This is a genomic window from Burkholderia sp. LAS2, assembly GCF_018417615.1.
GTDB lineage: Bacteria > Pseudomonadota > Gammaproteobacteria > Burkholderiales > Burkholderiaceae > Burkholderia > Burkholderia sola.
The window spans coordinates 1,122,489-1,136,717 of sequence record NZ_CP071052.1; the positions used below are offsets into that span (position 1 = coordinate 1,122,489).

The 14,229-nt window shown below is 67.1% G+C and carries 9 protein-coding genes; 7 read left to right on the forward strand and 2 right to left on the reverse strand.

The features are described 5' to 3' along the window. Positions 1 to 204: 204 nt before the first annotated feature. From JYG37_RS05250 to JYG37_RS05275, 6 genes are all read left to right on the forward strand, one after another. Entirely contained in the window at positions 205 to 1,170 is a 966-nt protein-coding gene (locus JYG37_RS05250; protein ID WP_050013817.1) for a LysR substrate-binding domain-containing protein, read from the forward strand. A 276-nt stretch (positions 1,171 to 1,446) separates the two neighbouring features. Next, entirely contained in the window at positions 1,447 to 2,733 is a 1,287-nt protein-coding gene (locus JYG37_RS05255) for a Glu/Leu/Phe/Val family dehydrogenase (RefSeq protein WP_050013816.1), read from the forward strand. A 233-nt stretch (positions 2,734 to 2,966) separates the two neighbouring features. Next, positions 2,967 to 3,860, forward strand: a complete 894-nt coding sequence (locus JYG37_RS05260) for a glutamate/aspartate ABC transporter substrate-binding protein (protein WP_050013815.1) — start codon at positions 2,967 to 2,969, stop codon at positions 3,858 to 3,860. An 84-nt stretch (positions 3,861 to 3,944) separates the two neighbouring features. After that, a complete protein-coding gene (locus JYG37_RS05265) occupies positions 3,945 to 4,685 on the forward strand; it encodes an amino acid ABC transporter permease (protein ID WP_069616754.1) in 741 nt (246 codons plus the stop codon). Further along, positions 4,685 to 5,362, forward strand: coding sequence for a glutamate/aspartate ABC transporter permease GltK (gene gltK, locus JYG37_RS05270; RefSeq protein ID WP_050013813.1), 678 nt, complete (start codon positions 4,685 to 4,687; stop codon positions 5,360 to 5,362). Before JYG37_RS05265 ends, gltK begins: the two co-directional genes overlap by 1 nt. Next, on the forward strand, positions 5,359 to 6,084 hold the full coding sequence (locus tag JYG37_RS05275) for an amino acid ABC transporter ATP-binding protein (protein ID WP_124594277.1): 726 nt from the start codon (positions 5,359 to 5,361) through the stop codon (positions 6,082 to 6,084). Before gltK ends, JYG37_RS05275 begins: the two co-directional genes overlap by 4 nt. 82 nt (positions 6,085 to 6,166) lie before the next feature. Here the strand turns inward: JYG37_RS05275 and JYG37_RS05280 are convergent, their stop codons facing one another. Both JYG37_RS05280 and JYG37_RS05285 read right to left on the reverse strand, forming a co-directional pair. After that, positions 6,167 to 11,431, reverse strand: coding sequence for an autotransporter outer membrane beta-barrel domain-containing protein (locus tag JYG37_RS05280; RefSeq protein ID WP_213345925.1), 5,265 nt, complete (start codon positions 11,429 to 11,431; stop codon positions 6,167 to 6,169). Positions 11,432 to 12,037: 606 nt separating this feature from the next. Beyond that, on the reverse strand, positions 12,038 to 12,952 hold the full coding sequence (locus tag JYG37_RS05285; protein ID WP_176015573.1) for a class II glutamine amidotransferase: 915 nt from the start codon (positions 12,950 to 12,952) through the stop codon (positions 12,038 to 12,040). A gap of 204 nt (positions 12,953 to 13,156) precedes the next feature. On the opposite strand from JYG37_RS05285, the gene pyrC reads away from it, so the two are divergent. Continuing rightward, the gene (gene pyrC, locus JYG37_RS05290) at positions 13,157 to 14,221 is read left to right on the forward strand and encodes a dihydroorotase (protein WP_050013810.1); all 1,065 of its coding nucleotides are present in this window, start codon (positions 13,157 to 13,159) and stop codon (positions 14,219 to 14,221) included. Positions 14,222 to 14,229: the final 8 nt, after the last annotated feature.

The window sequence follows — 14,229 nt, forward strand, 5'->3', positions numbered from 1 at the left end:
CATTTTACCATCGGCGCGCGTCGATTCCGGCCGAACCGGCCCGGCCGCGCGCGCCGCCGGCGAGCGATGCCCGGGCGGCACGCGAATGGCGTGTCGGCAGGCGCCCCCGCGGGCTCGCCGGGCTGTCCGCCAAGCCGCCGGCCGGGCCCGCCCGCCGGTAGAATGCAGGCTTCTTCCCGACCGCCGCCCGCCGCGCCCGCCTGCATGGAACTGAAATGGCTCGAAGACTTCGTCTCGCTCGCGGAGACGCGCAGCTTTAGCCGGTCCGCCGAGCTGCGGCACGTGTCGCAGCCGGCGTTCTCGCGGCGCATCCAGGCGCTCGAGGCATGGCTCGCGACCGAGCTGATCGATCGTTCGGTCTATCCGACGCGGCTCACGCAGGCCGGGCAGATCTTCTACGAGCAGGCGCTGACGATGCTGTCGCAGGCGCACGAGGCGCGCACGCTGCTGCGCGGCCACGTCGGCGCGCCGGTGCCGACGATCGAATTCGCGGTGCCGCACACGCTGTCGCTCACGTATTTCCCGCGCTGGCTCGAGCGGATCGAGGCGAAGATGGGCCAGGTCCACACGCGGCTGCGCGCGCTGAACGTGCACGACGCGGTGCTGTCGCTCGTCGAAGGCGGCTGCGACCTCGTGATGGGCTACCACCACCCGAGCCACCCGGTCGCGCTCGACCCGGCGCGCTACGACATGCTCGTCCTCGGCAGCGAGCCGATCAGCCCGTTCTCCGCGCCCGGCCGCGCGGGCCGGCCGCGCCATACGCTGCCGGGCACGGCCGACGCGCGCGTGCCGTACCTGTCGTATACGCCGAACGCGTATCTCGGCCGGATGACCGAAGTCATCATCGCGAACGCGCCGACGCGGCTGTTCCTCGATCGCGTGTACGAAACCGACATGGCCGAAGGGCTGAAGGCGATGGCGCTCGCGGGCCACGGCGTCGCGTTCCTGCCGCACAGCGCGGTCGACGATGCGGTCGCGGGCGGCCGGCTGATCCGCCTCGACCGGTCGGCGCGCGGCGGCGCGCATCCGTTCACGCTGACGATGGAGATCCGGCTGTACTGCGACAAGCTCGCGCTGCAGGGCGACGATCCGCGGCAGAAGCTCGTGCGCGCGCTGTGGGACGTCGTGCGCGACGAACTGCGCGAGACCACCGGCGATACTGCCGGTTAACCGCCGGCGGTTAACCCGGCCGATTGGCCCGGTCGGCTGACGGCGGCCTTGCACCGCCTGTCGGACGGCTGTCCCGCGGCCGGCTCGCGCCTGTCCAATCCGTTTTTCCACGAACGCGATGCACGGCCGATCGCGGGCGTTCTTGCGCAAATCGACCGCCGATTTGCAAAAAATCGCGATCATGCAAGAAACGCATAATCGAATAAACAAACGGCATTGGATAAAAAAAACGGCTTTTTCGACAATGTGCGCAATCCGTTGAACGTTGGAGCTTCCATGTCTTCGCAACAGCAGTCCATCCCGTCCTACCTGCACGCCGACGATCTCGGCCCGTGGGGCAACTACCTTCAGCAGGTCGATCGCGTCGCGCCGTACCTCGGTTCGCTGTCGCGCTGGCTCGAAACGCTGAAGCGTCCGAAGCGCATCCTGATCGTCGACTGCCCGATCGAGCTCGACAACGGCACCGTCGCGCACTTCGAAGGCTATCGCGTGCAGCACAACGTGTCGCGCGGCCCGGGCAAGGGCGGCGTGCGCTACCACCAGGACGTGACGCTGTCGGAAGTGATGGCGCTGTCCGCATGGATGTCGGTGAAGAACGCGGCCGTGAACGTGCCGTACGGCGGTGCGAAGGGCGGCATCCGCGTCGACCCGCGCAAGCTGTCGCGTGGCGAGCTCGAGCGCGTGACGCGCCGCTACACCAGCGAAATCGGCATCATCATCGGGCCGAACACCGACATTCCGGCGCCGGACGTCAACACCAACGAACAGGTGATGGCGTGGATGATGGACACGTACTCGATGAACCAGGGCCAGACGTCGACCGGCGTCGTGACCGGCAAGCCGATCGCGCTCGGCGGTTCGCTCGGCCGCAAGGAAGCGACGGGCCGCGGTGTGTTCGTCGTCGGCTGCGAAGCGGCGAAGAAGAAGGGCCTCGAGATCGAAGGCGCGCGCATCGCGGTGCAGGGCTTCGGCAACGTCGGCGGCATCGCGGCGAAGCTGTTCCAGGAAGCGGGCTCGAAGGTGATCGCGGTGCAGGATCACACGGGCACGATCTACCAGCCGGCCGGCCTCGATTCGAACAAGCTGCTCGACCACGTCGCACGCACGGGCGGCGTCGCGGGCTTCGAAGGCGCCGAGCCGATGCCGAACGACGAGTTCTGGACGGTCGAGACCGACATCCTGATCCCGGCGGCGCTGGAAAACCAGATCACCGAGAAGAACGCGGCGAAGATCCGCACGAAGATCATCGTCGAAGGCGCGAACGGCCCGACGACGACCGCGGCGGACGACATCCTGAGCGCGAACGGCGTGCTCGTGATCCCCGACGTGATCGCGAACGCCGGTGGCGTGACCGTGTCGTACTTCGAGTGGGTGCAGGATTTCTCGAGCTTCTTCTGGACGGAAGACGAGATCAACCATCGTCTCGAGCGCGTGATGCGCGAAGCGTTCGCCGGCGTGTGGGCGGTCGCGGAAGAGCACAAGGTGACGGTGCGTACGGCGGCGTTCATCGTCGCGTGCAAGCGCATCCTGATGGCGCGCGAAATGCGCGGCCTCTACCCCTGACCGGGCGTCCCTGATCATCGACCATGAAAGATTCATGACGCAATCCACCCGATTGCGGATGTGAACCCTCGCGGGCGGTGCCGAATCCGGCACCGCCCGCGCGCGCATCTGGCGCGCCCGGAGCCGGGAGGACGGCTTCGCACAGGGCGATTCGTAGTGCGGTAAACAACCAGTACTTTCAAAAATATTACTTTGATACACTGGCGCGGGTTTTAGCCAAGGAGATGACCAAAATGAAATACCACAAGGCAGTCCTGATGGCCGCGGCGCTGTGCGCGTTCGCAAGCGGCGCGCATGCTCAGGAGACTGGCACGCTGAAGAAGATCAAGGACACGGGCGTGATCGCGCTGGGCCACCGCGAATCGTCGATTCCGTTCTCCTACTACGACCAGAACCAGCAGGTGGTCGGCTATTCGCGCGAGTTCCAGCTGAAGATCGTGGACGCGGTGAAGAAGAAGCTGAGCCTGCCGAACCTGCAGGTGAAGAACATCCCCGTCACGTCGCAGAACCGCATCCCGCTCGTGCAGAACGGCACGGTCGACATCGAGTGCGGCTCGACGACCAACAACCTCGAGCGTCAGCAGCAAGCCGCGTTCTCCGACACGATTTTCGTGATCGGCACGCGCCTGATGACGAAGAAGGATTCGGGCGTCAAGGATTTCGCCGACCTGAAGGGCAAGACGGTCGTGACGACCGCCGGCACGACGTCGGAGCGCCTGCTGCGCAAGATGAACAACGACAAGCAGCTCGGCATGAACATCATCAGCGCGAAGGATCACGGCGATTCGTTCAACACGCTGGAATCGGGCCGCGCGGTCGCATTCATGATGGATGACGCGCTGCTCGCGGGCGAGCGCGCGAAGGCGAAGCAGCCGGGCGAATGGGTGATCGTCGGCACGCCGCAATCGGAAGAGGCTTACGGCTGCATGATGCGCAAGGGCGACGCCGACTTCAAGAAGGTCGTCGACGACGCGATCTCGCAAGTCGAGAAGTCGGGCGAAGCCGCGAAGATCTACGCGAAGTGGTTCGAGAACCCGATCCCGCCGAAGGGGCTGAACCTGAACTTCCCGCTGTCCGAGTCGATGAAGAAGCTGTACGCGAACCCGAACGACAAGGCGCTCGACTGACCGCACGGCCGTTGATGCAGAAATGACGCTAATGAGACGGAAGAGGCCACGCTTCTTCCGTTTCTTTTTGCTGGAGTCTTGCCCATGTCTTACCACTGGAACTGGGGCATCTTTCTGAGCCCCGTGTCGACCGGCGAGCCGACGACTTATTTCGGATGGCTGATGTCCGGCTTCTGGGTGACGATCGAAGTGTCGCTCGTCGCCTGGGTCATCGCGCTGATCGTCGGGTCGCTGTTCGGTGTGCTGCGCACCGTGCCGAACAAGTGGCTCGCCGCGATCGGCACCGTGTACGTGTCGATTTTCCGGAACATCCCGCTGATCGTGCAGTTCTTCGTCTGGTATCTCGTGATACCCGAGTTGCTGCCCGCATCGATCGGCACCTGGATCAAGCAGTTGCCGCCCGGCACGCAGTTCTTTACCGCGTCGATCGTCTGTCTCGGCCTGTTCACCGGCGCGCGCGTGTGCGAACAGGTGCGCTCGGGGATCAACGCGCTGCCGAAGGGCCAGCGCGCGGCCGGTCTCGCGATGGGTTTCACGCAATGGCAGACGTACCGCTACGTGCTGCTGCCCGTGGCATACCGGATCATCGTGCCGCCGCTCACGTCGGAATTCCTGAACATCTTCAAGAACTCCGCCGTCGCGTCGACGATCGGCCTGCTCGACCTGTCCGCGCAGGCGCGCCAGCTCGTCGACTACACCGCGCAGACCTACGAGTCGTTCATCGCCGTGACGCTCGCGTACGTGGTCATCAACCTCGTCGTGATGGCGTTCATGCGCTGGATCGAAGGCCGTACGCGGCTGCCCGGCTACATCGGAGGCAAGTGATGCATCAGTTCGACTGGAGTAGTATTCCCGGCGCGCTGCCGACGCTGTGGTCCGGTGCGATCGTCACGTTCAAGATCACGCTGATCGCGATCGTGGTCGGCATCGTCTGGGGCACGCTGCTGGCGCTGCTGCGGCTGTCCGGCGTGAAGCCGCTCGCGTGGTTCGCGAAAGCGTACGTGACGGTGTTCCGCTCGATCCCGCTCGTGATGGTGCTGCTGTGGTTCTTCCTGATCGTCCCGCAGTTGCTGCAGGGCGTGCTCGGGCTGTCGCCGACGATCGACATCCGCCTTGCGTCGGCGATGGTCGCGTTCTCGCTGTTCGAAGCCGCGTATTATTCCGAGATCATCCGCGCCGGCATCCAGGCGGTGCCGCGCGGGCAGGTGAACGCCGCGTTCGCGCTCGGCATGAACTACGCGCAGGCGATGCGCCTCGTGATCCTGCCGCAGGCGTTCCGCGCAATGGTGCCGCTGCTGCTCACGCAGGCGATCGTCCTGTTCCAGGATACGTCGCTCGTGTACGTGATCAGTCTCGCGGACTTCTTCCGCACGGCCGCCAACATCGGCGATCGCGACGGCACGACCGTCGAGATGGTCCTGTTCGCCGGCGCATGCTATTTCGTGATTTGCTCGTTGGCGTCTGCTCTCGTCAAGGGTCTCCAGAAAAAGGTCACAAGATGATTTCCATCAAGAACGTTTCGAAGTGGTACGGCCAGTTTCAGGTCCTCTCCGAATGCACGACCGAGGTCAAGAAAGGCGAAGTGGTCGTCGTGTGCGGCCCGTCGGGCTCCGGCAAGTCGACGCTGATCAAGACCGTGAACGGCCTCGAGCCGTTCCAGCAGGGCGAGATCCTCGTGAACGGCCAGTCGGTCGGCGACAAGAAGACGAACCTGTCGAAGCTGCGCTCGAAGGTCGGGATGGTGTTCCAGCATTTCGAACTGTTCCCGCACCTGTCGATCACCGAGAACCTGACGCTCGCGCAGATCAAGGTGCTCGGCCGCGGCAAGGACGAAGCGAACGAGAAGGGCATGAAGCTGCTCGATCGCGTCGGCCTGAAGGCGCATGCGCACAAGTTTCCCGGCCAGCTGTCGGGCGGCCAGCAACAGCGTGTCGCGATCGCGCGCGCGCTGTCGATGGACCCGATCGCGATGCTGTTCGACGAGCCGACGTCCGCGCTCGATCCGGAGATGATCAACGAAGTGCTCGACGTGATGGTCGAACTCGCGCAGGAAGGGATGACGATGATGGTCGTCACGCACGAGATGGGCTTCGCGAAGAAGGTCGCGCACCGCGTGATCTTCATGGACAAGGGCGCGATCGTCGAGGACGACCGCAAGGACGATTTCTTCTCGAATCCGAAATCGGAACGCGCGAAGGACTTCCTCGCGAAGATCCTGCACTGAGCGTTCGCGCGTTTTCGCGCGCACCCATGCGAAAACCGCCCGGCAGGCCGCCGGGCGGTTTTTTTTCGTCCGCCGCCGGGCGTTACCAGCTGTACCGGTAGCCGACCTGCCCGACGATCCCGCGCCGGTAATCGCCGCCGATGTTGCGCGCGATCTTCGCGTTCGCGTACAGCTCGCCCGACTTGCCGAAGCCGGCGGTCACGCCGACGCCGAGCTCGTACCAGGTGCGTCCGAGATGCGTCGCGAACGGCGTGCCGCCGACGACGGTCTGCCCCGGCGACAGGAAGTCGTGCAGCACGTCGGCCGTGAAGTACGGCGTCGCGGCGCTGCCGCCCGCGCTCGACTGGAGGTTCGGCCGGAAGATGCGCACGCCGACGCGACCGCGCAGCGCATTCGTCGTCGTACCCGACACGGCCGACACGTTGTCGTTGAACCCGTTCAGCTTCAGGTACTGGTACATCAGTTGCGCCTGCGGCTCGACCGCGACCGGCAACGCGCCGATCGCGAACGGCTTGCCGACTTCCTGCGACAGCGCGACGCCGAAGCCGTTCTGCGACGCTTCGTTGCCGTAGCTGTCGCGATAGCGGTTGCCGTAGTGCGTGACCTGCCCGACGCTGTCGAAGTAGGTGCCGTCCGGCAGGTAGCGCGTCCAGTAGCCGCCGACGCTCTGCGCGTGCATCTCGACCGAGCCGGTCGACGTCGACAGGTTGGGCGAGCCCGCGCGCGCCATGTCGCTGAAGCTCGCGTTCGACACGCCGATGCTGGCCGTCACGCCCGCATGCGTGCTGCCGGCGCCGTTCGGCGCCTGGTCGACAGTCCAGTCCTTGCCGAACTGCGCGAAGAACGTGCGTTCGTCGGCCGAGAAACGGCCCGCGTTCGCATCGAGGCTCTGGCCGCCGATGCGCCCCCACACGCCGTCGCGATTGCCGGGCTGCTGCTGCTCGACGTTGTAGATGTCGCCGACGCGTTCGTGCAGCTTGCCGAGCGTCGAGAAGCCGTAGTCGGCGTTCAGCAGCGGCGTCATCGCGTAGCCGGAAACGCCCGGACGATACGCGAGCGTACCGCCGTTGCCGTTGATGCCGCCGCCGCCGCCGGACGGGTGGATCGGGTCGCCGGGGTCGGTCGGGTCGAGCTGCGAACGCAGGTACCAGCCGTTCGCATCGCCTTGCCCGCCGCGATAGAGCCGGTACTCGTACGCGCCCGCTTGCACCGGGCCCGCGAGATGGAACGCCGACGCGGCGGTCGTACCGCCGTTGGCCGTGACGACCACCGGAATCCCGTCGCCGGTCGTCTGCGCGCCGGTGCCGGCCGTGTTGGCGATCTTCAGGCCGGTCGTGCCGCTCGCCGCGCCGCCGTTCACGATCAGCCGGTCGGTCGGCGACGCGTCGGCGCCGAGATACGTATTCAGCGCGATCATGCCGCCGTTGCCGACGTAGCCGCCCGTTGTCAGCGTCTTGTAGCTGCCGGTCAGCGTCGGCGAGCCGGTCGGCGCGGCGAATGCGACGAGGCCCGCGTTGTTCAGACTGCTCAGCACCGAGCTGCCCGTCATGCGCCACGTGCTCGTGCCGTCGACCGTCAGCGCGACCGGGTCGATCTTCCCGGTCAGCGTCGTGCCGTTCGCGAGGAACACGTTGCCGGTGCTCGACGCGTCGGAAACGATGTCGCCCGCGAGGTTCACCGCCGATGCATTGAACGTCACGTTGCTGCCGTTCGCGAGGTTCAGCAGCGTGCCGTTGCCGGCCGTCACGACCGTACCGTTGCGCACCGCGATGTCGGCCATGCCGCCGCGCGCGGCGAAGGCCGGCCCGGTGGCGGACGTCACGCTGCCGCCGTCGACGAGCACCGAGCTGGTCGCGCCGTTCGCGAGCGTGTCCGACGTCAGTACGCCGGCCGTCGCGCCCGTGAGCGCCGTGCCCGTCAATGCGAGCACGCCGCCGCTGTTCGCGGTTGCGCCGTTGCCGGCGGCGCTGGCGAGCGCCGACCCCGTATCGGCGATGCGGCCGCCGTTTTGCGCGACGACGCCGTCGGCCGCAGCACCCGATGCGGAAATCTTCGCGCCCGACAGCAGGGCCGTCGCGCCGCCGTCCATGACGATTGCATGGGCGTTCGTGCCGGTCGTCGCGACGGTCGTTCCGTTGGCCGCGAGCGTGGAATCGGCCCCCGACACGAACAGGCCGCGCGCGTCGGCGCCGCTCGTGCGGACGACCGCGGCCGCATCGGCCGCGATGTGCGCGCCGGCGCCGGTCGACGTGACGCCGGCGGCGCCGTTGCCGGTCGTCGCGATCTGCGTGCCGGACAGCGCGATCGTTGCATTCGCACCGAGGTTGCGGATCCCGCTGCCCGAGCCGCCGACCGCGATCGACGTCGCGCTGGCCGCGATGCCGCCGCCGGTGACCGTCGCGTCGATCAGCACGCCGTCGGCGCTGCCGTTCGCGATGACGGTGCCGGCGCCCGACAGCGCGACCGATGCGCCGGCGCCCGTCAGGCGTATGCCCGCGACGCCGTCGTCGGCTTCGATGGAACCCGCGTTCGCGAGCGTGGCCGACGCACCCTGCACGAGCGCGCCGGTGCCGTTGGCGACGCGGATCGTCGACGCGTTGTTCACCGTGCCCAGCGTGCCGGCCACGACGCCTGTCGAGCCCGCGCCGGTCAGCAGCACCGTGCTGCGGTTCTCGAGCGTGCCGAGGTTCTGCGCGATGAAACCGGTCACGCCGGCGGTCGACGACGTGACGGCGGCGTCGTTGGTCAGCGTCGTCGCGACCGGCGCGCCGGCGTTCGCGCCGGCGAGGTCGTGCGCCTGGCCGTCGACGATGCCCGCGGTCGCGCCGGCCGCGTTCAGGTCGATCGTCGCACCCGCGTCGATCGTGCCCTTCGCGCCGCCTTCCACGGCGATCGCGACGCCGTTCGCGCCGTTGACGTGGTAGACCGCGTTGCCGGTCGACAGCGTGGTGCCGGCGTCGGTCGCGAGTACGCCGCGCGAGCGCTGGCCGTTGACGTCGGTCGTCAGCGTGCCGGCCGCCGACGCGCCCGTGTAGGCCGCGCCGCCCGCGACGCGGAACAGCGTCGAGTCGTCGGTGTCGACGCTTAGGTGCTGCGCGGCGACGTTGATTTTCGAACCCGCGCCGTATGCGTAGAAGCCGATCTGGTTCGTGCCGGACATGAAGGCCGGCACCGCGTTCGCGCCGACGTCGATCGTCGCGCCCGAGCGTGCGTGCACGCCGATCGCGCCGGTGCCGGTCAGGTTCAGCGCACCGTCGAGCGTGGCCATCGCGAGCGGCCCTTCGGCCCAGACGCCGTAGTTGCGCGTGTCCGACGCGGGGTCGAGGCCGCCGGCCACGTCGATCGTGCCGGTCGACGTCGCAGTCGTCGCGTGCGTGCCGGTGCCGACGACCATGATGCCGATGCCGTTCACGCCATTCAGCGTGATCGTGCCCGTATTGGTCACGGTCGCGGCGGTGTCGGCCGCGAGCATGCCGACGTTCGCGAGCGGCGTGCCGGGCGCGGCGCCGTTGACGACGATCGCACCCGCGTTCGTTAGCGTGCCGGCGCTCGAGCCGATGCTCGCCAGCGCGGCGCCGTTCTGCGTCTGCGAGCCGATCACGATCGTGCCGAGGTTGCTCGCGCTGCCCGACGCGCCGAGCAGGATGCCGTACGCGTGCGCGGACAGCGCGACGTCGTTTGCCGCCTGGCCGGGCGCGTACTGCGCGGCGCGGCCCAGATAGATCGTGCCGCCTGCTTCGTTCGTGAAGCTGCCGCCGGCGACGAGGCCGCCGATCACCTGGCTGTCGAGCGTCGTCGCGTTGACGCCGACGTTGATCGTGCCGGCGTTCGTCGCGCGCGCGCCGTCCGTCGCGGCCACCGCGTAGTTCTGCAGGTCGGGGCGGTTGCCGTCGAGCGTCCATGCGCCGACGTTCATCACGCCGTTGTTCGCGAACGTGGTGCCCGCGCCGCTCGCGTACACGCCGTTGCCCTCGGTGTACGCGTGGAAGCCGAAATTGTCGGGTGGCGTGCTGCCGCTCGTGTCGACGTTGTTGCCGGACGCGTAGCCGGACGAGATCGCGCCGTTGTTGACGCCGCTCGCGCCGCTCAGGAGGCGCACCAGCGTGAAATCGCCCGACAAGCGCCCGTCGTTGACGAAGTGCGCGCCGTTTTCCGCGAGCACGGCCGAGCTCGATTCGATCGTGTTGGTGCCGCGGAAGTCGATCTGGCCGTCCTTGCCGATGTGCAGCGTCGCGTTCGCGCCCGTGCCGTGCATCACCGACAGGTGATCGATCGGCAGCGTGTTCTTGTCGCCGGCGGACACGTTGTTCGCGTACTGGAAGGTTTGCTGCGAGAACGTGACGGCCTGGCCGAACGCGGTGTCGTAGGCGGCCTGCGAGCCGAGCGCGCCGCTCTGGACCGAGCGCACCAGAAAGTCGTTGTACGCAGCGAGCGATGCGGCGTCGGTGACGGTCCAGCGACTGCCGTCGAACGCGGTGAAGGTGCCCGCGTAGGCCGGCACGTCGAGCTGGAGCTGGCCGACCGGGCCGCCGCTGGCGAGATAGTCGCCGGTGCCGAGCCAGATCTGGTTGCGGGAATTCCAGTTGACGACGCTCTTTGCCGCACCGGTGCCGTCCGCAAAGGTCAGGTCGGTCTGCTTCGGTGCGATCGAGATTCCATTGCCGGTCGCGTCTGGCGCATCCGCGGCATTGCCGATCGACACGTTCAGCGTGCCGCCGGTGCTGTCGACGGTGCCGATCCGCGTATTCACGTACTGGCCGCCGTTCACGTCGTGGTAAACGGGCACGGTGGTCGAGCCGGCCGTGGATGCGGTGAATTCGGCGGAGTTGTAGGTGGCGACCGACGTGTGGGTGGCCGTGATCGAGTCGGGCGTGCTGACGCTTTGCGTCTTGCCGCCGAGCGAGACCAGCGGCTGGTTCGGGTTGCCCGACACGAGGGTCGCGCTGCCGAGCGGCGTCAGCGTATAGCCGGGGTCGCCGGGGACGCCCGTCCATGCGCCTGCCACGCCGATCGTTTCGCCGCCCGACACGATCGTGGCGCCGGCCAGGTTGTCGTTGACGGTCGGGCTGAAACTGCCGAGTGCGCAGGTGCCGCCGCTCGCGACGGTCGCGCCGTCGCCGCACGTCGACGCGTGCGCCACGCCGGCCGACAGCGCGGCCAGCGCGGCCCCGAGCGCCGCGACGCGCCGCGGCGAGCGGCCTGCCGGGTGGTGCGCCACCTTGTGCGCGGTGCGGCGGCTCGAACCCGATTCGCTGCCCGAACGCTTGCCGCGCGCCCGAGCCGTTTCCGCCACCGCGACCCAGCAGCCGGCGGCGTCGCTCCATATCGATCGAAATGAGTGATTCACGACATACCCCTCTTTCTTCTTTTGACGTGGCATTCGCCGCGATTCGGCGAATTCGCATTCCGCGGTGGGGAAATGATCCGAAGGGGCGTGCGGCGGCTGTGGCTGCGTGTCGCGCCAATCGTGTTTCGTTACACCGAGGATGGGGCGAGTCTACTGATTCGGGCAGTCGCCGATTATCGAGAAAGGGGAAACTGTAATGATTCGAACCGTAATGCGTGGTATTTTTGATTTGTGTGGTTGATCGAACCGAAAGCCGTGGTGGTGGCGGGCTTGAGGGGTTTTGTTAAAGGCTGGCAGGACTGCTGGAGTCGGTGGGATAGCGCACGGTTTCGGCGGATGACGCGCGATAAAATGCGGGCCCGGAATTTTTGTTTTAATTGGCGGTTATTTTATCCGCTTCATCTTTTACTTATTTTCACTTGTAAATTAATAAAATCAAGCGAATGTTGCGTGACGTCGATTCGTTGCGCCGGGTGGTGGCCGAAATGAAACCGTATTGGCCGGAGCCGGGCGATTTGCGTCGATGACGGGCGTCGTCGGACGCATCGTACGACGCACGCGGCAAGCAGGAAGCGAGCAGAAAGCGGACGCGGCCGATGCCGCACTTCAGAAATCGATCGCGTCGTCGGCATCGCCGTCGGCCGCGGTGGCGAGCGCTTCGCGCACCACCGTGCGCGGTGCGGACGCCGACGCGTCGAGCGACGGGTTGCGCAGCTTCTCGAGCACGCGCGCGGGCACCGGAATCTGCATCCGCGCGGCGACGTCGCCGCACTGGAACATGATCAACTCGCCCGGCTCGAATGCGGTCCAGACTTCGTTGTCGGTGAGCGGCTGCGTCGCGATCACCGCGACGCGATCCTCGGGCGTCGTGTATTTCGCGAAGTCGATCGACAGGTCTTCGTCGACGAGATGCGCGGTCGAGAACGGCCAGCGCCGCACGAGGTAGTGCAGCCGCGTCGAGCAGTGCGCGAAGAGCGCCTGGCCGTTCGACATCAGGAAATTGAACACGCCGTGATCGGTGATGCCGCGCGTCAGTTCGCCGACCCGCTCGAACAGCTCGGGCAGCGGCGGCTGCGCGCCGGGAAAGGCTTCGCGCAGCCCCTGCATCAGCACGCAGAACGCCTGTTCGCTGTCGGTCGTGCCGACCGGATGGTAGACGCTGCCGTCCATGTCCGGTGCGTAGTCCTGCAGGTCGCCGTTATGCGCGAAGATCCAGTGCCGGCCCCACAGCTCGCGCATGAACGGATGGCTGTTCTCGAGCAGGATGTGCCCTTGCGTCGCCTTGCGGATGTGCGCGATCGTGTTCTTGGACTTGATCGGGTAGCGCTTCACCATTTCGGCGATCGGCGACGTGGCCGAGGCCTGGTGATCGATGAAGAGGCGGCAGGCCTTGTCTTCGAAGAACGCGATGCCCCAGCCGTCGGCATGGTGATCGGTGAGCCCACCCCGGGCCGCGAAACCTGTGAAGGAGAATGTGACGTCCGTCGGCGCGGCGCAGTTCATTCCAAGGAGTTGGCACATTTTACGTGGGGCGGCAGGCTGAAGCGGGGGTAACGAACCGGGCGAACCCCGGTACAATGCGGCTTCTAGCATATCACCGAGCCCTGAGCGGTAAAAAGCGGATTCCGCTGGCCAAAGGCCCCGTGTTGCGGTTTGCCGTCAATCGGCCCGTGCACGCGCGTTCCGGCCCCGCCGATCGCAAGCCCGTTCCTCACGACGCCTCCTATGACTGCCTCGAACGCTTCCTCCCCGGCGACGCTTTCGCTCGCCCGTCCCGACGACTGGCACCTGCACCTTCGCGACGGCGACATGCTCGCCGCCGTGCTGCCGCACACCGCCCGCCAGTTCGGCCGCGCCATCGTCATGCCGAACCTGAAGCCGCCGGTCACGACCACCGCGCAGGCGCAGGCCTATCGCGCGCGCATCCTCGGCGCACTGCCGGCCGGGATGACGTTCGAACCGCTGATGACGCTGTACCTGACCGACAACACGCCGCCCGACGAAATCCGCCGCGCCCGCGAAAGCGGCTTCGTGCACGGCGTGAAGCTGTATCCGGCAGGCGCGACGACGAATTCCGACCATGGCGTCACCGATCTGGCGAAATGCGCGAAGACGCTCGAGGCGATGCAGGAAACCGGCATGCCGCTGCTCGTGCACGGCGAGGTGACCGATGCGTCGATCGACCTGTTCGACCGCGAAAAGGTGTTCATCGACCGCGTGATGACGCCGCTGCGCCGCGATTTCCCGGGGCTGAAGGTCGTGTTCGAGCACATCACGACGAAGGACGCGGCCGACTACGTGCGCGATGCGGACGCGGCGCCCGGTCTGCTCGGCGCGACGATCACCGCGCATCACCTGCTGTACAACCGCAACGCGCTGTTCGTCGGCGGGATTCGCCCGCATTACTACTGCCTGCCGGTGCTCAAGCGCGAGACGCATCGCGTGGCGCTGGTCGAGGCCGCGACGTCGGGCAACCCGCGCTTCTTCCTCGGCACCGACAGCGCGCCGCATGCGCGCGGCGCGAAGGAAACCGCGTGCGGCTGCGCGGGCTGCTACACGGCGCTGCACGCGCTCGAACTGTACGCGGAAGCATTCGACACCGCCGGCGCGCTCGACAAGCTGGAAGGGTTCGCGAGCTTCTTCGGCGCCGATTTCTACGGGCTGCCGCGCAGCGCCGAGACGGTCACGCTGCGCCGCGAGGCGTGGGAGTTGCCGCGCGAGATCTTCGCGGGCGATACGCCGGTCGTGCCGCTGCGCGGTGGCGAGGCGATCGGCTGGAAACTCGCGTGAGCGGCGTG